Source organism: Streptomyces flavochromogenes, assembly GCF_000717595.1.
Taxonomy (GTDB): domain Bacteria; phylum Actinomycetota; class Actinomycetes; order Streptomycetales; family Streptomycetaceae; genus Streptomyces; species Streptomyces flavochromogenes.
Window position 1 is genome coordinate 12970 of the sequence record NZ_JNZO01000004.1, and the last position, 20406, is coordinate 33375.

At 72.1% G+C, this 20406-nt stretch carries 16 protein-coding genes; 12 read left to right on the forward strand and 4 right to left on the reverse strand.

The window, feature by feature from the left end; all coding sequences use genetic code 11:
* Positions 1-152 precede the first annotated feature (152 nt).
* From tdh to IF00_RS0105245, 4 genes are all read left to right on the forward strand, one after another.
* The gene (gene tdh, locus IF00_RS0105230) at positions 153-1187 is read left to right on the forward strand and encodes an L-threonine 3-dehydrogenase (protein WP_030314723.1); all 1035 of its coding nucleotides are present in this window, start codon (positions 153-155) and stop codon (positions 1185-1187) included.
* 3 nt (positions 1188-1190) lie between these two features.
* Positions 1191-2390 (forward strand): glycine C-acetyltransferase, encoded by a 1200-nt coding sequence (locus IF00_RS0105235; RefSeq protein WP_030314725.1) that lies wholly within the window; start codon positions 1191-1193, stop codon positions 2388-2390.
* 37 nt (positions 2391-2427) lie between these two features.
* A complete protein-coding gene (locus IF00_RS0105240) occupies positions 2428-3336 on the forward strand; it encodes a LysR family transcriptional regulator (protein WP_030314727.1) in 909 nt (302 codons plus the stop codon).
* A 78-nt stretch (positions 3337-3414) separates the two neighbouring features.
* Positions 3415-4191 carry an alpha/beta fold hydrolase gene (locus tag IF00_RS0105245; protein WP_037637572.1) on the forward strand — a complete coding sequence of 259 codons (777 nt, stop codon included), beginning with the start codon at positions 3415-3417 and terminating at the stop codon, positions 4189-4191.
* A gap of 116 nt (positions 4192-4307) precedes the next feature.
* Here IF00_RS0105245 and IF00_RS0105250 read toward each other — a convergent pair whose 3' ends face one another.
* On the reverse strand, positions 4308-6116 hold the full coding sequence (locus IF00_RS0105250; protein ID WP_030314731.1) for a serine hydrolase domain-containing protein: 1809 nt from the start codon (positions 6114-6116) through the stop codon (positions 4308-4310).
* 172 nt (positions 6117-6288) lie between these two features.
* Here IF00_RS0105250 and IF00_RS0105255 point away from each other — a divergent pair, with 172 nt between their 5' ends.
* The 3 genes from IF00_RS0105255 (at position 6289) to IF00_RS0105265 (ending at position 9905) form a co-directional block, all read left to right on the forward strand.
* Positions 6289-7413 (forward strand): NAD(P)H-dependent flavin oxidoreductase, encoded by a 1125-nt coding sequence (locus IF00_RS0105255; protein WP_030314733.1) that lies wholly within the window; start codon positions 6289-6291, stop codon positions 7411-7413.
* Positions 7410-8966, forward strand: a complete 1557-nt coding sequence (locus tag IF00_RS0105260; protein WP_030314735.1) for an acyl-CoA synthetase — start codon at positions 7410-7412, stop codon at positions 8964-8966. Before IF00_RS0105255 ends, IF00_RS0105260 begins: the two co-directional genes overlap by 4 nt.
* A gap of 234 nt (positions 8967-9200) precedes the next feature.
* Positions 9201-9905, forward strand: coding sequence for a GNAT family N-acetyltransferase (locus tag IF00_RS0105265; RefSeq protein WP_030314737.1), 705 nt, complete (start codon positions 9201-9203; stop codon positions 9903-9905).
* A gap of 112 nt (positions 9906-10017) precedes the next feature.
* On the opposite strand, the gene IF00_RS0105270 is transcribed toward IF00_RS0105265, so the two are convergent.
* On the reverse strand, positions 10018-10923 hold the full coding sequence (locus IF00_RS0105270) for a nitroreductase/quinone reductase family protein (protein ID WP_078944552.1): 906 nt from the start codon (positions 10921-10923) through the stop codon (positions 10018-10020).
* Between the two features lie 153 nt (positions 10924-11076).
* Here IF00_RS0105270 and IF00_RS0105275 point away from each other — a divergent pair, with 153 nt between their 5' ends.
* Both IF00_RS0105275 and IF00_RS0105280 read left to right on the forward strand, forming a co-directional pair.
* Positions 11077-11481, forward strand: a complete 405-nt coding sequence (locus IF00_RS0105275) for a MarR family winged helix-turn-helix transcriptional regulator (RefSeq protein WP_051819897.1) — start codon at positions 11077-11079, stop codon at positions 11479-11481.
* Positions 11482-11522: 41 nt separating this feature from the next.
* Positions 11523-12620 carry a calcium:cation antiporter gene (locus tag IF00_RS0105280; protein WP_030314743.1) on the forward strand — a complete coding sequence of 366 codons (1098 nt, stop codon included), beginning with the start codon at positions 11523-11525 and terminating at the stop codon, positions 12618-12620.
* 30 nt (positions 12621-12650) lie between these two features.
* Here the strand turns inward: IF00_RS0105280 and IF00_RS0105285 are convergent, their stop codons facing one another.
* Positions 12651-15083 carry a penicillin acylase family protein gene (locus IF00_RS0105285; protein ID WP_030314745.1) on the reverse strand — a complete coding sequence of 811 codons (2433 nt, stop codon included), beginning with the start codon at positions 15081-15083 and terminating at the stop codon, positions 12651-12653.
* 157 nt (positions 15084-15240) lie between these two features.
* On the opposite strand from IF00_RS0105285, the gene IF00_RS0105290 reads away from it, so the two are divergent.
* Together IF00_RS0105290 and IF00_RS0105295 are read left to right on the forward strand one after the other, a co-directional pair.
* Positions 15241-16752: a fatty acyl-CoA synthetase gene (locus IF00_RS0105290; RefSeq protein ID WP_030314747.1), complete on the forward strand. Its 1512-nt coding sequence runs from the start codon at positions 15241-15243 to the stop codon at positions 16750-16752.
* A gap of 92 nt (positions 16753-16844) precedes the next feature.
* Positions 16845-17840, forward strand: a complete 996-nt coding sequence (locus IF00_RS0105295; protein ID WP_158710429.1) for a hypothetical protein — start codon at positions 16845-16847, stop codon at positions 17838-17840.
* 126 nt (positions 17841-17966) lie between these two features.
* On the opposite strand, the gene paaK is transcribed toward IF00_RS0105295, so the two are convergent.
* Positions 17967-19253 (reverse strand): phenylacetate--CoA ligase PaaK, encoded by a 1287-nt coding sequence (paaK, locus tag IF00_RS0105300; RefSeq protein ID WP_030314751.1) that lies wholly within the window; start codon positions 19251-19253, stop codon positions 17967-17969.
* Positions 19254-19590: 337 nt separating this feature from the next.
* Between paaK and IF00_RS0105305 the strand changes: the two genes are divergently transcribed.
* Complete coding sequence (locus IF00_RS0105305; RefSeq protein WP_030314753.1) at positions 19591-20367, forward strand: GNAT family N-acetyltransferase; 777 nt, start codon at positions 19591-19593, stop codon at positions 20365-20367.
* The last annotated feature ends 39 nt before the right edge of the window (positions 20368-20406 follow it).

The window sequence follows — 20406 nt, forward strand, 5'->3', positions numbered from 1 at the left end:
CCTGTGGTGTGAAGCTGATCTGCGAGCGCGCTTAAGAAATCCTCGATGGACCGCGAGCGCTCCGTACGGAAGATTCTGTTCCAGGGATCTTGGGCGCGCTGCCGTGCCCGTACCCCGCACATCACAGGACACGCACGTCGGGAGCCGTGGCATTGAAGGCGTTGGTCAAGCTGAAGGCGGAGCCGGGACTCTGGCTCACGGACGTGCCCGAGCCGGAGACCGGTCCCGGCGACGTACTCATCAAGGTGCTGCGGACCGGTATCTGCGGGACCGACCTGCACATCCGGTCCTGGGACGGCTGGGCGCAGAAGACGATCGCCACGCCGCTGACCCTCGGCCACGAGTTCGTCGGCGAGGTCGTCTCCGTCGGCCGTGACGTCGCCGACATCACCGTCGGCGATCTGGTCAGCGGCGAGGGCCACCTCGTCTGCGGCAAGTGCCGCAACTGTCTGGCCGGCCGCCGCCACCTCTGCCGCGCCACCATCGGCCTCGGCGTGGGCCGGGACGGCGCGTTCGCCGAGTACGTGGCGCTGCCCGCCTCCAACGTGTGGGTGCACCGCGTCCCCGTCGACCTCGACATCGCCGCGATCTTCGACCCCTTTGGCAACGCCGTGCACACGGCGCTCTCCTTCCCGCTGGTCGGCGAGGACGTCCTCGTCACCGGCGCGGGCCCGATCGGCATCATGGCCGCCGCCGTCGCCAAGCACGCCGGCGCCCGCAGCGTCATGATCACCGACGTCAGCGAGGAGCGCCTCGCCCTGGCGCGCAAGACGGGCGTCACGCTCGCCCTCAACGTCGCCGAGCAGACCATCGCCGACGGCCAGCGCACCCTCGGGCTCAAGGAGGGCTTCGACGTCGGCCTGGAGATGTCCGGCAACCCGCGCGCGATGCGCGACATGGTCGCCAACATGACCCACGGCGGCAAGATCGCCATGCTGGGCCTGCCCAGCGAGGACTTCGCCGTCGACTGGGCGAAGATCGTCACCTCCATGATCACGATCAAGGGCATCTACGGCCGCGAGATGTTCGAGACCTGGTACGCGATGTCGGTGCTCCTGGAGGGCGGACTCGACCTCTCGCCCGTCGTCACCGGACGTTACGCGTACACCGACTTCGAGGCCGCCTTCGACGACGCGGCCTCCGGCAAGAGCGGCAAGATCATCCTCGACTGGACTGCGGGAGCCTGACCCATGTTCGATTCCGTACGCGACGACATCCGTGCCACGCTCGACGAGATCCAGAAGGCCGGACTCCACAAGCCCGAGCGTGTCATCGGCACCCCCCAGTCGGCCACCGTCGCCGTGACCTCGGGCGGCCGCCCGGGCGAGGTGCTCAACTTCTGCGCCAACAACTACCTGGGCCTCGCCGACCACCCCGAGGTGGTCGCCGCCGCCCACGAGGCGCTCGACCGCTGGGGCTACGGCATGGCGTCCGTCCGCTTCATCTGCGGCACGCAGGAGGTGCACAAGGAGCTGGAGGCGCGCCTCTCGTCCTTCCTCGGCCAGGAGGACACGATCCTCTACTCCTCCTGCTTCGACGCCAACGGCGGTGTCTTCGAGACCATCCTCGGCCCCGAGGACGCCGTCATCTCCGACGCCCTCAACCACGCCTCGATCATCGACGGCATCCGACTCTCCAAGGCCCGCCGCTTCCGCTACGCCAACCGCGACATGGCCGACCTGGAGCAGCAGCTCAAGGAGGCCACGGAGGGCGGCGCCCGGCGCAAGCTCATCGTCACCGACGGCGTCTTCTCCATGGACGGCTACGTCGCCCCGCTCGGCGAGATCTGCGACCTGGCCGAGCGCTACGACGCCATGGTCATGGTCGACGACTCGCACGCCGTCGGCTTCGTCGGCCCCGGCGGCCGAGGAACCCCCGAGCTGCACGGCGTGATGGACCGCGTCGACATCATCACCGGCACCCTCGGCAAGGCCCTCGGCGGCGCCTCCGGCGGCTATGTCGCGGCCCGCGCCGAGATCGTCGCCCTGCTGCGCCAGCGCTCCCGCCCGTACCTCTTCTCGAACACCCTCGCCCCGGTGATCGCCGCCGCCTCCCTCAAGGTCCTCGACCTGCTGGAGTCCGCCGGTGACCTGCGCGACCGGCTGCGCGCCAACACGGAGCTGTTCCGCACCCGGATGACGGCGGAGGGCTTCGACATCCTCCCCGGCGACCACGCCATCGCCCCCGTCATGATCGGCGACGCGTCCGAGGCCGGCCGCATGGCCGAGCTGCTCCTGGAGCGCGGCGTGTACGTGATCGGCTTCTCGTACCCGGTCGTGCCGCAGGGCCAGGCCCGCATCCGCGTCCAGCTCTCCGCCGCCCACTCCACGGAGGACGTGAACCGGGCCGTCGACGCCTTCGTCGACGCCCGCGCGGCCCTGCGGGGCTGAGGCGGGCGCGGGCCCCGCGGCCTGCGAGACTGGGGGAATGATCGAAGCGCGGCGGTTGCACATCCTCCGTGCGGTGGCAGACCACCGCACGGTCACGGCGGCGGCCGCCGCGCTCTATCTCACCCCCTCCGCCGTCTCCCAGCAGCTCGCCGCCCTGGAGCAGGAGACCGGACACCGCCTGGTGGACCGCAGCGCCCGTGGCGCCCGCCTCACGCCGGCCGGCGAGATCCTGCTCAGCCACGCCAACGCCGTCCTCGCCCAGTTGGAGCGCGCCGAGTCCGAGCTCGCCGCCTACGGCTCCGGCGAGGCCGGTACGGTCACGGTCGCCGCCTTCGCCACCGGCATCGGACTCGTGGTGGCCCCGGCCATCCGGGCACTGGCCGACTCCGCTCCCGGTATCCGGGTCCGGGTGAGGGACGCCGAGGGCGACGAGAGCCTGATGATGGTTCTCGACCGGCAGGTCGACGTGGCCGTCGCGGTCGAGTACCGGGGCGCGCCGGGCGAGGACGACGCCCGCCTCACCCGCGTCCCGCTCTACGCGGAACCCTTCGACGCGGTCCTGCCGCCCGGCCACCGGCTGGCGGCCGGCGAGCGGGTCGCGCTCGGCGACCTCGCGAAGGACGCCTGGATCGGCCAGTCCGCGGGCAACCCCTGCCATGACGTCACCGTCCTGGCCTGCGAATACGCCGGTTTCACACTGAATCCGGAGCACTCGTCCGACGACTTCCGCGCCGTCGTCGCCCTCGCGGCCGCGTCCGCCGGCGTGGCACTCGTGCCGCGTTCGGCGCTGCGCGGCATGGAGCTCACGGGCGTGGAGGTCCGCCCGATCGAGGGCGTCGCCCCGACCCGCAGGGTCTTCGCCGCCGTCCGGCGGGGCGCGGAGGACCACCCCCTGATCAGCCCGGTACTGACCGCCCTGGGCGTGGCATCGGAATCCGGCGCCTGACGCACGATCTCCGCCAAACGCCGCTCGGGTGCTGGCGGAGCCCCGTGGGCCCCACCAGACTGGGGAACCGTGGAAACCATGGTGCGGGTCAGTCACGGCGAGGTCTGGGCGGACGACGCGGGAGGGGACGGCCTGCCGCTGGTCCTGCTCCATCCCGGCGTCGGCGATTCCGCGGTGTGGGACCCGGTCCTGCCGGCGCTCGGCGCGCGGCGCCGGGTGATCCGCTACGACGTGCGCGGTTACGGACGCTCGCCCGCGCCCACCGCCCCGTACCTCCCTGTCCGCGATCTGGCCGAGGTCCTCGACCACTTCGGGATCGAACGGGCCGTCCTCGTGGGCTCCAGCATGGGCGGGGCCACCTCGGTCGACTTCGCCCTGGAGGCGCCCGAGCGGGTGGCCGGCCTCGCCCTCCTCGTTCCCGGTGTCTCCGGGTACGAGGGGCTGGAGACGGGCGAGTTCTTCGAGCGTCTGGAGCCGCTGGCCACGGCGGGCGACATGGAGGGCATCGTCCGGCTCGGCCTCCGCGCGTGGGCACGGGCCGGGGGCGGCACCCCCGAGTCCGACCCGGTCGCGGCCGCCCTCTGCCGGGCCGTGCTGCCCGCCTGGTTCGGCAACATCGGCCACCAGCTCACCGGCCCGCCCGCCTTCGACCGGCTCGGGGAGATCTCCGCACCGACCCTGCTCGCGCTGGGCGAGCTGGACCGGCCGGAGGTCGTGCGCTGCAACGAGGAGATGGCCGACCGGATCCCGGGCTGCCGTCTCGTCCGGCTGACCGCCTCCGACCACTACCCGACGCTGCGGGAGCCGGAGCACGTGGCCCGGCTGATCGAGGAGCTGTACGCGGAGGCGGCCTGAGCCGCCCTCGGCGCCCGGCCGGCGAACGGTACGTCCGCCGGCCGGGGGTTCGCCCGACTGCCGGAGGGTGGAGAAGCCGAGGCGGAGGTTCGCCTCGTCCGGGTGGGCGGGCGGGCTCAATCGGCCGACCTGCTCCAGCCGTTCGCCTCGATCCGCGTCCCGTCCGCCGGCCGTGCCTCGTCGAACACCGGGCGTCCGCCTCCGTCGAGGAGCCTCAGGCCGTCCACGTACACGCCGCGTCCCACGTACCGCTGGTCCGTCGTGTACCGCCAGCGCAGGAGGGCGTCCGTCGCGGACAGCGGGGCGGACACGGTGTGCCAGACGCGGCCGGCCCAGCCGCCCGCCGCGCCCGTCGGGTGATCGGTGCGGCCGTCGGTGGTGAAGGGGACCGGTCGCCAGGTCGCGCCGCCGTCGGCCGAGGCCTCCAGTACGGCCGTGTCGGCGCCCGGCTCGGTGTCCCACCAGAGCGCGCACTCCAGGCGTGCGGCGCCCGGCACATGAGGGAGTGTCAGGGTGGCGGTGGTGGCGCTCGCCATGCCGGAGAACCAGGACGTACGGCCCCGGTAGGGGCGGACGGGGACGGCGCGGGCGAGGTTGTTCGCCGCGGCGACGCGGGGAGCCGACCCCGAGCGCCAGGAACGCACCGGGTGCACGGAGTTGCCGAGGACGATCAGGAAGGCGTCGGTGGTCGGGTCGAGGACCAGGCTGGTGCCGGTGAACCCGGTGTGGCCGGCCGTCCGGGGTGTGGCCATCGCGCCCATGTACCAGTGCTGGTAGAGCTCGAAACCGAGCCCGTGCTCGTCGCCGGGGAACGCGGTGTTGAAGTCGGTGAACATCAGGTCCACCGAGGCGGGGGAGAGGATCCGGGTCTTGCCGTACGCACCGCCGTTGAGCAGGGTGCGGGCGAGGATCGCGAGGTCCCAGGCGCGGGAGAAGATCCCGGCGTGGCCCGCGACCCCGCCCAGGCTGTGGGCGTTCTCGTCGTGGACCTCGCCCCGCACCATGCCCCGGTCGAGACCGGACCACGGCGGGCGGGCGTCCTCGGTGGCGGCGATCCCCGGCCGCCAGGAGAGCGGTGGATTGAAGCGAGTGCGGTGCATCCCGAGCGGAGCGGTGATCTCGTCATGGAGCAGCACATCCAGACCGAGACCGGTGATCTTCTCCAGGATCAGCTGGAGCGTGATCAGATTCAGATCCGAGTAGAGGTACGTCGACCCCGGCGGGTTCGCCGGGACCTCGTCCCAGATCAGCCGCAGCTTCCCCTCCCGCGTCGGCGCCTTGTACAGCGGGATCCACGCCCGGAACCCCGAGGTGTGGGTGAGCAGCTGACGGACCGTGACGTCCTGCTTCCCGCCGCCGCCGAACTCCGGCAGGTACGCGGTGACCCTCGACTCCAGTTCCAGCGCCCCGCGCTCGATCTGCTGCACGGCGAGGATCGAGGTGAAGAGCTTGGAGACCGACGCCAGGTCGAAGACGGTGTCCTCGGTCATCGGGACCTGCTCGTGCGGCGGCAGCTCCACACCGGTGTCGGTCTTCTCGTCGTACGAGGCGTACCGCACGGCCATGCCGATGGGCCGGTGCAGGGCCACCGTCCCGCCCCGCCCGGCGAGCAGTACGGCGCCCGCGTACCAGGGGTGTGCGGGGGAGGGGGCGAGGAAGGCCTCGGCGTCCGTGACCAGCCGGTCCAGGGGCTCCGACAGCAGCCCCGCCCGCGCGGCGGACCCGCGTCGCAGGGTGGTCCCCCGCGCGCCGCGGGCGCCGCCGTCCCCCGGCGCTCCCGGGGTCTCCGCTCCTCGGCTGCCCGGTTCCGGCGCCGCCGCGGCCCCCGGAATCGAACCGATCATCAGCGCACCTCCCAGGGCGAGGACTCCGCCGCCGAACGCCCGGCGGCTCGTTCCCCGGGCCCTCCTGGACTCCTCCGTCATGCCCACCCTCTCCCACAGCCCTTTGAAAGAAACCTTCGGCCACGCCGGAAAGATCTGAAACTTTCCTACCGGAGCCGAGGCTCGTCGCGGAAGCGTCCGGCGCCCCAAAGAATCTGACGATGCATCAGAAAACCTCTTCCCTCCGTCGCGCCGCTGCGGCATCCTGCCGCCCATGAAGACGGAGCTGAGTCGCACCCTGGGGATCGAGCACGCCATCTTCGGCTTCACGCCCTTCCCCGCGGTGGCCGCCGCACTGACCAGAGCCGGCGGGTTCGGCGTCCTCGGCGCGGTCCGCTACACCGCCCCCGACGACCTCGCCCGCGACCTCGACTGGATGCAGGACCACACCGACGGCCTGCCCTACGGCCTCGACGTCGTGATGCCCGCCAAGAAGGTCGAGGCCCCGGGACATCAGACACTGACCGAGGCCGACGTCGAGGCCATGATCCCGGAGGGGCACCGGGCGTTCGTCCGCGCCACGCTCGCCAAGCACGGCGTGCCCGAACTCGCCGAGGGCGAGGCCTCCGGCTGGCGCATCACCGGCTGGATGGAGCAGGTCGCCCGCAGCCAGCTCGACGTGGCCTTCGACTACCCGATCAGACTCCTCGCCAACGCCCTCGGCTCCCCGCCCCCGGACGTCGTCGCCCGCGCCCACGACCACGGCGTCCTCGTCGCCGCCCTCGCCGGGAGCGCCCGGCACGCCCGCCACCACGCCGACGCCGGGATCGACGTCGTCGTCGCCCAGGGCTACGAGGCCGGAGGCCACACCGGCGAGATCGCCTCCATGGTGCTCACGCCCGAGGTCGTCGACGCCGTGTCCCCGCTGCCCGTGCTCGCCGCCGGCGGCATCGGCAGCGGTGAGCAGATCGCCGCCGGACTCGCCCTCGGCGCCCAGGGAGTCTGGCTCGGCTCGATCTGGCTCACCACCACCGAGGCCGAACTGCACTCCCGCGCCCTCACCGCCAAGCTCCTCGCCGCCGGTTCCGGCGACACCGTCCGCTCCCGCGCCCTGACCGGCAAGCCCGCCCGTCAGCTCCGCACCGAGTGGACCGACGCCTGGGACGACCCGGCGGGCCCCGGCCCGCTCCCCATGCCGCTCCAGGGACTGCTGGTCGCCGAGGCCGTCTCCCGTATCCAGCGGTACGAGGTCGATCCGCTGCTCGGCACCCCCGTCGGACAGATCGTCGGCCGGATGAACTCCGAGCGCAGTGTCCAGCAGGTCGTGGACGAGCTCACCCGCGGCTTCGAGAAGGCCGTCGACCGCATCAACCGCATCGCCGGACGGAGCGAGGCATGAGCCAGTCAGCCGCAGCCACCGGATTCTGGGCCCAGGCCACCGCCGACCCCGGCCGTACGGTCCTGATCGCACCCGACGGCGAGGAGTGGACCGCCGGCCGGCTGCACGCAGAGGCCAACCGACTGGTCCACGGGCTGCGGGCGGCGGGCCTCGAACGCGGCGACGCGTTCGCCGTCGTCCTGCCCAACGGGCCGGAGTTCTTCACCGCCCATCTCGCCGCCAGTCAGGCCGGGTTCTACCTCGTCCCGGTCAACCACCACTTCGTCGGCCCCGAGATCGCCTGGATCGTCGAGGACTCCGGCGCCAAGGTCCTCGTCGCCCACGAGCGGTTCGCCGAGGCCGTGACCCTCGCCGCCGACGAGGCCGGACTCCTCGCCACCCACCGGTACGCCGTCGGTGCGATCCCCGGCTTCCGCGCGTACGGCGAACTGCTCGACGGACAGGACGCGAGCCCGCCCGCCGACCGCACCCTCGGCTGGGTCATGAACTACACCTCCGGCACCACCGGACGTCCCCGGGGCATCCGTCGCCCGCTGCCCGGGAAGCTCCCCGAGGAGACCCACCTCGGCGGTTTCCTCGGCATCTTCGGCATCCGGCCGGCCGACGGGAACGTCCACCTCGTCTGCTCGCCGCTCTACCACACGGCGGTGCTGCAATTCGCCGCCGCCGCCCTGCACATCGGGCACCCGCTGGTCCTGATGGACCGGTGGACACCCGAGGAGATGCTCCGTCTGATCGACCGGTACGACTGCACCCACACCCACATGGTCCCCACCCAGTTCCACCGCCTGCTCTCCCTGCCCGAGGAGGTACGGAACCGGTACGACGTCTCCTCGATGCGCCACGCCATCCACGGCGCCGCGCCGTGCCCCGAGCACGTCAAGCGGGCGATGATCGACTGGTGGGGCCGGTGCGTCGAGGAGTACTACGCCGCGAGCGAGGGCGGCGGCGCCTTCGCGACCGCCGAGGACTGGCTGAAGAAGCCCGGGACGGTCGGCCGGGCCTGGCCCATCAGCGAACTGGCCGTCTTCGACGACGACGGAGTCCGGCTGCCGCCCGGTGAACTCGGCACGGTCTACCTGAAGATGAACACCGGCGGTTTCCAGTACCACAAGGACGAGGCGAAGACCGCGAAGAACCGCATCGGCGACTTCTTCACCGTCGGAGACCTGGGCGTCCTCGACGAGGACGGCTACCTCTTCCTGCGCGACCGCAAGATCGACATGATCATCTCCGGCGGGGTCAACATCTACCCGGCCGAGATCGAGGCGGCCCTGCTCTCCCACCCCGCCGTAGCCGACGCCGCCGCCTTCGGCATCCCGCACGCCGACTGGGGTGAGGAGGTCAAGGCGGTCGTCGAGGCGGCCGAGGCGTACGAGCCCGGGGCGGCGCTCGGCGAGGAGATCCTCGCCCACTGCGCCGACCGCCTCGCAGGCTTCAAACGTCCGAAATCGGTCGACTTCGTCCAGACCATGCCTCGCGACCCCAACGGAAAGCTGTACAAGCGCCGCCTGCGCGATCCCTACTGGGAGGGCCACGAGCGCCCGCTCTGAGGACACCGGCTCATCCGGACCCGCGGGCGGCGCCCCTTCAGGGGGGCCGCCCGTGCCAGGCTGGCCCCCACGGTGCCGCTCCCCGCTCGCGGACACGACCGCCGGCTCGCGATCCCGCCACCCGGTCGTGGACCGACCGGGCCCACGGGCCGCCCCCTTAGACTTCGTGCGCGAGGAGGTCTCCCACGGTGACCTCCTTCCCCGTAAGGCACGGAGCTTGAGAGGGACGACACGATGGCGGGCCGCGATCCCTTCGTGCTGGACGACCCCGTCGGCGAGTCCCTCCGGGGCGGGCACGCCCCTCTCGCCCGCCGCGTCGGCGGGGCCGTCACCTATCTGCCGGGCGTCTCGACCTTCGCCGCCGTGTCCACCGACCCGGACCCGGTGCGATGGGTCGACCTCACCGAACTCCTCGGCCGGGGTGCGTTCGCCGACATGTTCAGCTGCCCGGTTCTCCCGCCGTCGGACTGGGAGCCCGTCTTCGTCCTGGAGGGCCGCCAGATGATCCGGCCGGGCGGCGGCGCGTCCGGGTGCCCGGCGGGCGAGTCGGACGACGGCGTGGTCGAACTGGGCGCGGACAGCGTGCCCGAGATGCTGGACCTCGTCGAACGCACCCGGCCCGGACCGTTCTGGTCCCGGACCCCCGAACTCGGCACCTACCTCGGCATCCGCGAGAAGGGCACGCTGGTCGCCATGGCCGGCGAGCGGCTCCGGCCGCCGGGGTGGACCGAGATCAGCGCGGTCTGCACCGCGCCCGAGGCCCGCGGGCAGGGCCACGCCGCCCGCCTGGTCGGCGCGCTCGCGGCGCGCATCGAGGCGCGGGGCGAAGGGGCCTTCCTCCATGTGGCCGAGGCGAACGCCGGCGCGCGCGCCCTCTACGAGAAGCTCGGCTTCGTGACGCGCAAGCAGGTGACCTTCCGCGGCTTCCGTACGCCGTAGGCCGTCTCCGGCGTCAGGGCGGGGGCACCGGCAGCTCGTCCGGTGCGGCTGCGAAGAGCGGGGCTCGAAGTCCGTTCTGCGTGGCCGCAGGGCCCGACGTCCGCCGCCGGGGCTACGCTCCCGGCACGGCCCGGGAGCGAGTGAGGGCCGGGACCAGCTGTGACTCCTCGTACGTGAAGTGTTCCTCCAGCCGGGTGGCCAGCCGGTCCACCTCGGCGCGGAGGGTGCCCGGTGCGGCCCCCGAGGTGAGGAGTGCCTCCAGTTCCTCCACCGTGCGGGCGATCACCCTGTGCTCCTCGCGCATCCGGTCCAGCGAGTCGGACAGCTCCGGGAACTCCCGCTCCAGGAGGTCGAAGGCGCTGTCCTCGTTGTGGTGGTGGGCGTGCAGCGCGCCGCAGAAGGTCAGGCAGTGGCGGGCGAGCCGGCCACCGAGGGCCGGGGTGTCCCGCACCACCGTGCCCGCCGCGTCCGTCGGTCCCGCCGCCTCCTCCGCCGGGGACCCCAGCCCTTCGCGTAACGCCGTCAGCTCGGCGCGCAGTTCGGCATGGACCTCGACCAGGTGGTCGGCGATCGCCCGGTGCCGCGCCGGATCCCCGAGGTCCACCCGGTGCAGGGCGACGACCGGGATGATCCGGTCGGTGGCCGCCTGGTAGGCGGCGAACCCCGGGTCGCGCTCCGCCTGTTCCGCGTACAGGCGGTCCCGTTCCTCGCCCTGTGTCACATCCGCCGTCGCCCCGAAACGCTCGACGGTCCCGTCCGGGGTGCCCAGCTCGACGGTCACGTACGGGTCGGCGCTGAGGTTGTGGAACCAGGCGGGGTGCTTCGGTCCGCCGGCGTTCGACGCGAAGACGAGCAGCCGTGCCCCGTCGCGTACGTACACGGCGGGGTTCGTGTGGGCCCGCCCGCTGCGGGCGCCCGTCGTGGTGAGCAGGAGCAGGGCCGCGCCCTCGAACATCCCGCCCACCCGGCCGCCGTTGGCGCGGAACTCCTCGATGACCTGTCGGTTGAAATCGGACATGGCTGTGCCTTCCGGTAGCATCGATCCCGACGAATCTATTTGCTTTGAAAGCAAAGCTAAAAGGGAGGGTGCAAGGTGTCAACCGCACACGAGGGTGACGAGGCCGCCGACGGGCCGGAAATCGACGAGGCCGTGCGCACGTTGCTGCTGCTCATGCCTCGGATGGTGTCGCGGGCGAAGCGGATCAGGATTCCCGACGAGCTGCAGACGCTCACGCTCGCGCCCCGCCATCTCTCCCTGCTCGCCTACCTCCTGTTCGACGGGTCGCTCAGTGTCAACGAGCTCGCCGTCCGCCTGGAGATCGCCCCGACGACCGTGAGCCTCATGGTGGGGGACCTGGCGAAGAAGGGCGTACTGGAACGGGTCCAGGACCCCGCCGACCGCAGGCGCAAGATCGTCTCCATCGCGCCGGCGCACGCCGCCGCGATCGACGGCTGGCTCGGTCGCAGCGCGGATGCCTGGCGCTCCGCCCTCGCTCCGCTCGACGCGGCGCAGCGGCGGATGTTCCTCGACACCCTCACCGCGTACGAGCGCGGCCTCAGCGACCCCCTGGATTGACCGAACCGGGCGAAAGCCCCCTTTGTGGCAGGATGCGGATCATGAGTTCGAGCACGGCGTCATTGACACGGCAGTGGACCACCTGGGGGCCGGTGGTGGCGGCGCTTGTGCTTGTCGCGGCCTGGGGGCGCGATCTGCCGGGCTTCGCCGTCGGGTTCATCGCGCTCTGCCTGATCGCGGCCGTCCTCGCCGCGGTCCATCACGCCGAGGTCATCGCCCACCGGGTGGGTGAACCGTACGGATCGCTCGTCCTCGCCGTGGCCGTCACCGTCATCGAGGTCGGACTCATCGTCTCGCTGATGGTGGGAGGCGGTGAGAAGACCTCGACCTACGCACGCGACACCGTCTTCGCCGCCGTCATGATCACCTGCAACGGCATCGTCGGTCTCTCCCTCCTCGTCGGCGCGCTCCGCAACCGGGTCGCCGTCTTCAACGCCGAGGGATCCGGCGGCGCGCTCGCCACCGTCTGCACCCTGGCCACGATGACGCTGGTCCTGCCGACCTTCACCACCAGCCACCCGGGCCCCGAGTTCTCCGGCGTACAGCTCGCCTTCGCCGCCGTCGCCTCCATCTGCCTGTACGGGGTGTTCGTCGGCGTCCAGACCGTACGGCACCGGGACTACTTCCTCCCCGTGCCGCGTCCCGGCCATGACTCGGCGGACGACCACGCGGACCCGCCGACCCGGCGCGACGCCTGGACCAGCCTCGGACTCCTGGTGGTCGCCCTCGTCGCCGTCGTCGGCAACGCCAAGCTGATCTCCCCGACGATCGAGGACGGCGTGCAGTCGGCGGGCCTGCCCAAGGCGGTCGTCGGTGTCGTGATCGCCCTGCTGGTGCTGCTGCCCGAGACCCTCGCCGCGGTCCGCGCGGCCCGCAGGGACCGCGTCCAGACCAGCCTCAACCTCGCCTACGGCTCCGCGATCGCCAGCATCGGCCTGACGATTCCGGCGATCGCGCTCGCCTCGATCTGGCTGTCCGGGCCCCTGGTCCTCGGCCTGGGCCCGCTCCACATGGTGCTGCTCGTCCTCACCGGTGTGGTGAGCGCCCTGACCGTGGTGCCCGGACGGGCCACGCTCCTCCAGGGCGGCGTCCATCTCGCGATCTTCGCCGCCTTCGTGTTCCTGTCGTTCAGCCCCTGACGAGTTCCGCGTCAGGCTGGGCGGAGCCGTTCAGTCCCTGGCGACCACCACCCGCAGCGCCGGCGAGCGCAGGATGTCCTTCTCGCAGAACCGGGAGGTCACCCAGCGCTCGCCCGCGTACAACCGGGTCTGGTCGCTGTAGTGCGGCGACATCGGGTTCGAGGACTGGGAGTACGAGAGCAGCGTGCGGGCCACCGGGCACCGGCCGCCGTCCCAGCCCACCGCCTGCACATGACTGGTCCCGTGCGCGACCTCCGTGTAGCCGCCGCCGGCCGGGTTCCACACGGGCTCCGTCTTGTTCCAGACGCCCAGCGACTCGGTGCCGCCGCTCACCGGGATCCGCTCCCCGTTCCGAACGACGAACTGGTGCGCGCCGAGCGGTGCGTCCAACGCGATCCCCGCCGCCCGCAGCTCCGCGACCGCGTCCGCCAGGGCCTTCGCGAAGCCCGGCGCCGCCGTGTCGAGGGTGTTCGGGGTACGGACCGGGTCCGTCGCGGAGAACGGCACCGTCCACTGCCGGGCCGACGGCACCGCCGCCGTGAACTTCCGCCAGAAGCGGTCGAAGAGCAGCGCGCCCCTGCTGTCCGTGTTCACCGTCCGGTCCCAGGCGCCGATCACCCGGCAGGCCTCGGGATCGTCCGGCAGCGCCGTCCAGCAGGCCCGCGCCGCATCGGCCGCCGCCAGATCACCGGCGGGAGCCCGGTTGGCGAACTGCCGGTGCTGCAGGTCCGCCACCGTCAGATCGCCCCGCGCCGCCATCGCCGCCACGTCCTCGACACCGCCGCGGGTGCGCAGCGAGCGCTGCGTGGCGATCGTGCCGAAGATCCGCTCGTAGCCGGTCAACGGCCGGTCGGCGTTCGTCAGCCAGGCGCTGTCGTTGGAGTTCTCGACGTACGGCGTGTCCCGCAGCACCGGCATCCTCGCGGGCCCGAAGATGCCGGGCTGTACCGCGTCCGGGTCGGAGCCGGGCACGCAGTCCGACCGCGAGCCGTCGAGCACGGCCACCCCCGACGCGGGGTAGGTGGCCCGGCCGAGCGGGGTGGAGCACCGCGCGGCGAGCTCGTCGGTGATGCGTGGGAGCACCTGCGACTGGCTGAAGTAGGAGTGGCCCGCCGAGTCCGCCGCGATGGTGTTGACCCAGGGCAGCCCCTGGGTTCGCCGCAGGGCCTCGGCGATGTCCCGCGTGGAGCGCGCCTTGCCGAAGCCGAGCGCGGTGTCGGAGCCGCGCAGATTGCTCGCGTTGGGGTCGTTGAGCGCGTACGCCGTGCTCGCCGTCCACGGCAGCGGGAGCTGCGCGCCGAGCCCGCCGACGACGGGGCCGTACCGGGTCCACCACTGGGTACGGGTGACCGGGGCGCCGCCCTTGACCGGGACGGTCACCTGACGCGGGATCATCCGTTCCGGCCGGCCGTCCACCAGGTACGACGTCGGGTCGCCCGGGTCGAGCGTCAGCTGGTGCAGGTTGAGCGGGACGCCGGTGGCGACGGTGTGGCTCCAGGCGACCTTGTCGTTGAAGCCGATGTTGACGACGGTCGTGCCGAGGAGTGAGGCGCCCGAGACGTTCAGCTCCCCGGGGATGGTCTGCTGCGACTGCCAGAAGCGGCGGCCGCCCTGCCAGGGGTAGTGGGGGTTGCCCAGGAGCAGCCCCCGCCCGTTCGCCGTGGTGGCCCCCGAGAAGGCGACGGCGTTGGAGCCCATCGTGGCGTTCTCGGCGGCGAAGAGTTCCCGCGCGGCCTCGGCCGCGCGGTCGGGATCGGGCAGCTGCCCGGAGGCGCCGGCCTGCGCGGCGGGCGCCTGCCCGGTCGCGCCGGGCTGCGGGCCGGCGGGGGCGGCCGGCGGCCGGGCGGCGGTGATGCCGTCGACGGCACGGCCCTGGCCGCCGAGCACCGAGACGGCGAAACCGCGCCGGGCCACGTCGAGGGCGGTCACCGGGCGGACCCAGTCGGCCTTCGCGCAGGCGGGATCCGTGACGCGGTTCTTCCGCAGCCAGGCGTTGTACCCGGCCGCCCAGCCGCGCATGAGCTCCTTCAGGTCGCGGCTCGGTCCGGCCGGCGCCGGAGTGCCGACCAGCGCCTCGACGGTTCCGGCGTCCCGCACCCCGCGGAAGTACAGGTCGCTGGAGAGGTTCGTGGCGGCGGACGACAGCGAGCCGTCCGGGGCGGCGTCCGGGCCGAAGTACCGGGAGCGTTCCCCGTTCACCGTCAGGAAGCCGTCCGCGAGCGTGCATATCTGGTCGGCTGCCTGGGCCCAGCCCGTTCCGAAGCCGAGGTTCGCGTAGTCCTTGGCCACGACGTGCGGAATGCCGTATTCGGTGTACCGGATGAGCGCCGACAGGCCCCGGTCGGACGGGTGGTGGCCCCGGCCCCCGGGGTCGGCGGCCGCCGCGCCGGGCAGGGTGGCGGTGACGACGGCGAGTGCGGATGCGGTGAGCGCGAGCTGCCTCAGACGGGTACGGAGGTGCAAGATGCCTCCCAACGGACGGATGTGCACTACGGGTTGGACCATGCACGCAGCCGCGCGCCGTCATGTCAACATCCCGTTCGGTATCCGAGGTCCGGGCCTGTCCGGCGCGCCCGCACGGTACTTGACCTTCCGCCCGGTGCGCGCGGAGGATCACCGCATGGATCGACTCCTCAGCCGCGCCGTCGACGGTGTCCTGCGCATGAGCGCCCAGCGCGTCCCCGACCGGATCGCCCTCCGCTACGCCGACCGGACCTGGACGTACGCCGAGCTGGACGCGGCCGTCTCCACCGCCGCGGCCGTCCTGCGGGAACCGCGCCACGGCCTCGGCCTGTCCGAGACCGCCCGGGTCGCGACCTACGGCCACAACTCGGACGCCTACCTCATCGCGTTCCTCGCCTGCTCCCGGGCGGGCCTGATCCATGTGCCGGTCAACCACCATCTGGCCGGCGAGGACCTCACGTACCTCCTCGAACAGTCCGAGACCTCCCTGGTCCTCGCCGACCCCGCCCTCGCGGAGCGCGTACCGGACGGATTCGCGGTCAAGGCGCTTCGGGACGCGCCCGGTTCACTCCTCGACGCGCTCGCGGAGCCGGAGGCGTACGACAGCGACCGTGACGCCCGGGAGTTCGTCCAGCTGCTCTACACCTCGGGCACCACCGCGCTGCCCAAGGGCGCGACCATGACCCACCGGGCGCTCGTCCACGAGTACGCGAGCGCCATCGAGGCGCTCGACCTGCACGAGGACGACCGGCCGGTGCACGCGCTGCCGCTGTACCACTCCGCCCAGATGCATGTCTTCCTGCTGCCGTACCTCGCCGTCGGCGCCGAGAACACGATCGTCGACGGACCCGATCCGGCCGTCCTCTTCGACCTGATCGAGACGGGCCGCGCCGACAGCCTCTTCGCCCCTCCGACGGTGTGGATCGGCCTCGCCAACCACCCCGAGTTCGCGAGCCGCGACCTGTCGGCCCTGCGCAAGGCCTACTACGGGGCCTCGATCATGCCCGTACCGGTCCTCGAGGGGCTGCGCGCACGGCTGCCCGGACTGCGCTTCTACAACTGCTTCGGCCAGTCCGAGATCGGTCCCCTCGCCACCGTCCTCGGCCCCGACGAGCACGAGGGCCGGATGGACTCCTGCGGCCGGCCCGTCCGCCACGTCGAGGCGCGGGTCGTCGACGAGGACGGCAAGGACGTGCCCGACGGCACCCCCGGCGAGATCGTCTACCGCTCCCCGCAGCTGTGCGAGGGGTACTGGCGCAAGCCCGCGGAGACCGAGGCGGCCTTCAGGGGCGGCTGGTTCCGCTCGGGTGACCTCGCCGTCCGCGACGCCGAGGGCTATCTCACGATCGTCGACCGGGTGAAGGACGTCATCAACTCCGGTGGCGTGCTGGTCGCTTCGCGGCAGGTGGAGGACGCGCTCTACACCCATCCGGGGATCGCGGAGGTGGCCGTGATCGGTCTCCCCGACGCGCGCTGGATCGAGGCGGTGACGGCGGTGGTCGTCCCGCGCGGCGAGGTCACCGAAGCCGAACTCCTGGCCCATGCCCGGGAGAACCTCGCTCATTTCAAGGCGCCCAAGCGCGTCCACTTCACCCCCGAACTGCCCCGCAACGCCAGCGGGAAGATCCTCAAGCGCGAACTGCGCGACCGCTTCTCGCCCGATTCGTGACCCGGGCGGCATGGATCGTCAGGGACGGCCGCCGATCCGGGGGCGTGTTAGCTTGACGCGCGAACTGTTCAGTGATCCCGGGGGGGATATCCGTGAATCGTCGAACTCTGCTGAAGAGTGCTGCCGCGATCGGCATGGGGGCACCGCTTCTGTCCGTCGCCGCCGCGACGCCGGCCCACGCGGCGGGCAACTACGACGTGCTCGTGACGGAGCAGGTCAAGAACAAGGTCATGCTGTTCCGCGCGATCAAACTGTGGACGCCCGAGAACCTGGGATGGGAGTGGGCGGCGCCCGACCAGACGGGGTGGGCACGTCTCGGCGACGCGCGCTTCCGGGAGACCGACCGCTTCGGCTGGGTGTGCATGGTCGCCGCGGGTGGCGGCAAGGTCGGCATGGTCAACTTCGGTGACGACGACGCCCTGTTGTGGTCGGCGACCCCGGGCGGGAACCCGCACGCCGTCGAGTACATCCGCAGCCACGGTGTCGTGGTCGTGGCGTCGTCGTCCCCGGTGTCGTCCGCCTTCCCCTATCAGGGCTACCTGTCCGTGTACGCCCCCACGAACGCCGACGATCCCGGCACGCTCGGGACCGAGCCGGTCGACCGGAAAGAGTTCATGGGCGCGCACGGCCTCTGGTGGGACGGCTCCCACCTGTACGCCCTCGGCACCTGGACGCTCGCCAAGTACCGGATCACCGGTTCACTGAAGGGCGCCCGTCTCGAACTCGTCCAGAAGCACATGTGGGCCACCGAGTTCGGCGGCCACAGCCTCGACATGGACTACACCGACTCGAACAACCTCGTCCTGAACGGCGCCCAGGCCATCTGGACCGTCAACAAGGAGAACCTCGCGCTCACGAACATCCGGCCGCAGAGCCCCGGTGTGAAGTCCTTCGCCCGCGCCGTGGACGGCGAGTCGTTCTGGGTGCAGGCGATCGACGTGACGGACCCGGACAAGGAAGGGTGGTGGAACGAGTACGTGCAGTTCTTCGACCCCACGGGGAAGCCGAGCTACCGCCGCGGCCTGGACTACTACGGTTACGAAGGCAGGTTCTACCGCGCCCGGATCGCCGGCGTCAGGCTCTCCTGAGCCAAGGGGCCGCCGGGCTGCCCCTTCTCGGTCGTGGCCCCAGAGGGTGCCCTGCCGATCCTGCCGGGCCTGGCACCTCCAGGGGCTGTCCTGCCGATCAGGCCGGGATCGCGACGCCTGGCATCCCTAGGGGGTCCTGAGGTCCACGATCCGCTTGATCTTGCCCACCGAACGCTCCAGGGTCTCGGGGTCGACCACCTCCACGCCCACCGAGACCCCGATCCCGTCCTTGACCGCCGCCGCGATCGTCCGGGCCGCCTCCGCGCGCTGCTCGCCGGTCGCGCCCGCGCGGGCCTCGGCCCGTACGGTCAGGGCGTCGAGCCGGCCCTCGCGGGTCAGCCGGAGCTGGAAGTGCGGGGCCACGGCCGGGGTGCGGAGGACGATCTCCTCGATCTGGGTGGGGAAGAGGTTCACCCCGCGCAGGATGATCATGTCGTCGCTGCGCCCCGTGACCTTCTCCATCCGCCGGAACACCCGCGCGGTCCCCGGCAGCAGACGGGTCAGATCGCGCGTCCGGTAGCGGACGATCGGCATGGCCTCCTTGGTGAGCGAGGTGAAGACGAGCTCTCCCTCCTCCCCGTCCGGCAGCACCTCGCCCGTGAACGGGTCCACGATCTCCGGGTAGAAGTGGTCCTCCCAGATGTGCAGGCCGTCCTTCGTCTCCACGCACTCCTGGGCCACGCCGGGGCCGATCACCTCCGACAGGCCGTATATGTCGACCGCGTCGATCGCGAAGGCCTCCTCGATCTCCTTCCGCATCGCCTCCGTCCACGGCTCGGCACCGAAGACGCCCACCTTGAGGGAGGTCGAGCGCGGGTCCACGCCCTGCCGCTCGAACTCGTCGAGCAGCGTCAGCATGTACGAGGGGGTCACCATGATGATCTCGGGACGGAAGTCCTGGATGAGCTGCACCTGCCGGGCCGTCATGCCGCCCGACGCGGGGATCACCGTGCACCCGAGCCGCTCCGCGCCGTAGTGCGCGCCGAGTCCGCCCGTGAACAGGCCGTATCCGTACGCCACATGCACCTTGTGCCCGGGGCGGGCCCCGGCGGCGCGCAGGGAGCGGGCGACGACGTCCGCCCACATGTCGAGGTCGCCCTCGGTGTAGCCGACGACGGTCGGCCGGCCGGTGGTGCCGCTGGAGGCGTGGATGCGCCGGATCCGGGACTGGTCGACGGCGAACATGCCGAAGGGGTAGTGGTCGCGCAGGTCCGTCTTGGCGGTGAAGGGGAAGCGGGCCAGGTCCGCGAGCGTACGGCAGTCGTCCGGGGTCACCCCGGCCGCGTCGAAGGAGCGCCGGTAGAAGTCCACGTTCTCGTATGCGTGGCGCAGGCTCGCCCGCAGCCGCTCCAGCTGGAGGGCCGCGAGCTCCTCGCGTCCGAGCCGTTCGCCGCTGTCCGGCAGTTCCGTCATCGCGCCACTCCTTCACGGTCGTAAAACGGACGACCGATCATTCGGTCGATCCGTTCCCGGTCAGTAAAACCGGAGGTACCGGGGGGTTGGCAAGGGGGCGGAGCAAGTTTCCCGGCCTGTGTCTCCGTCGCAGCCCGCGGTGTGTCGGATGCGCTCGATCGAACGGGGCGGGTGGCCCTTGCGGAGAAGGGCGGCCCCTGAGGGCAGGCTGACCCCCAAGGGCGGGGAGGCCACCGAGGACAGGGTGGCCTCCAGGGGCGGGGCAGCCCTTGAGGCCAGGGCGGCCCCGTCCGTAATCCCGTTGCCGGGCGCGGGGCCGGGTGCTGGAGTGGCCCGCATGGAACCCCAGCACCTCCGTGACCTCTACGACCGTCAGCTGCGCCGCGACGCCCGCCCCGACGGGCCCGGCTGCCGGGTCGAGCGCGTCGGCGACGTCGTCCGCCAGACCGGACCCGCACACGCCTGGAACGGCGTCCTCTGGTCCGGCCTCGACGCCGAGGACGCCGACCGTGCCATCGCCGGGCAGATCGACCACTACCGCGCCGAAGGGCTGTCCTTCGAGTGGAAGCTGTACGCCCACGACACCCCCGCCGACCTCGGCGCGCGGCTCGTCGCCGCGGGCTTCGCCGCCGAGGAACCCGAGACGCTGATGGCCGCCGAGGCCGCCGCGCTGCCCCACGACGTACCGCTGCCCGCGGGCGTCGAACTCCGTGCCGTCACCGACGAGTCAGGGGTACGCCAGGTGGCCGAGGTCCACGAACGCGCCTTCGGCACCGACAGCGCCCACCTCGAACGCCAGCTCCTGGACCGGCTCGCGGCCGACCCCGACACCGTCACCGCCGTCGTCGCCCTCGCCGACGGCGAACCCGTCAGCGCGGCCCGCCTCGAACTCTGCCCCGGCACCGACTTCGCCGGGCTCTGGGGCGGCGGCACCGTCGAGGCCTGGCGCGGCCGAGGCCTCTACCGCGCACTCGTCGCCCACCGCGCGCGCATCGCGGCGGAACGAGGCCACCGCTACGTCCAGGTCGACGCGGCCGACACGAGCCGCCCGATCCTCCGACGCCTCGGATTCCTCACGCTTTCCACCACGACCCCTCACACATACGGCGGGTAGACCGACCCCTTCCCCGGCGCAACCCGCGGACACGGCGGG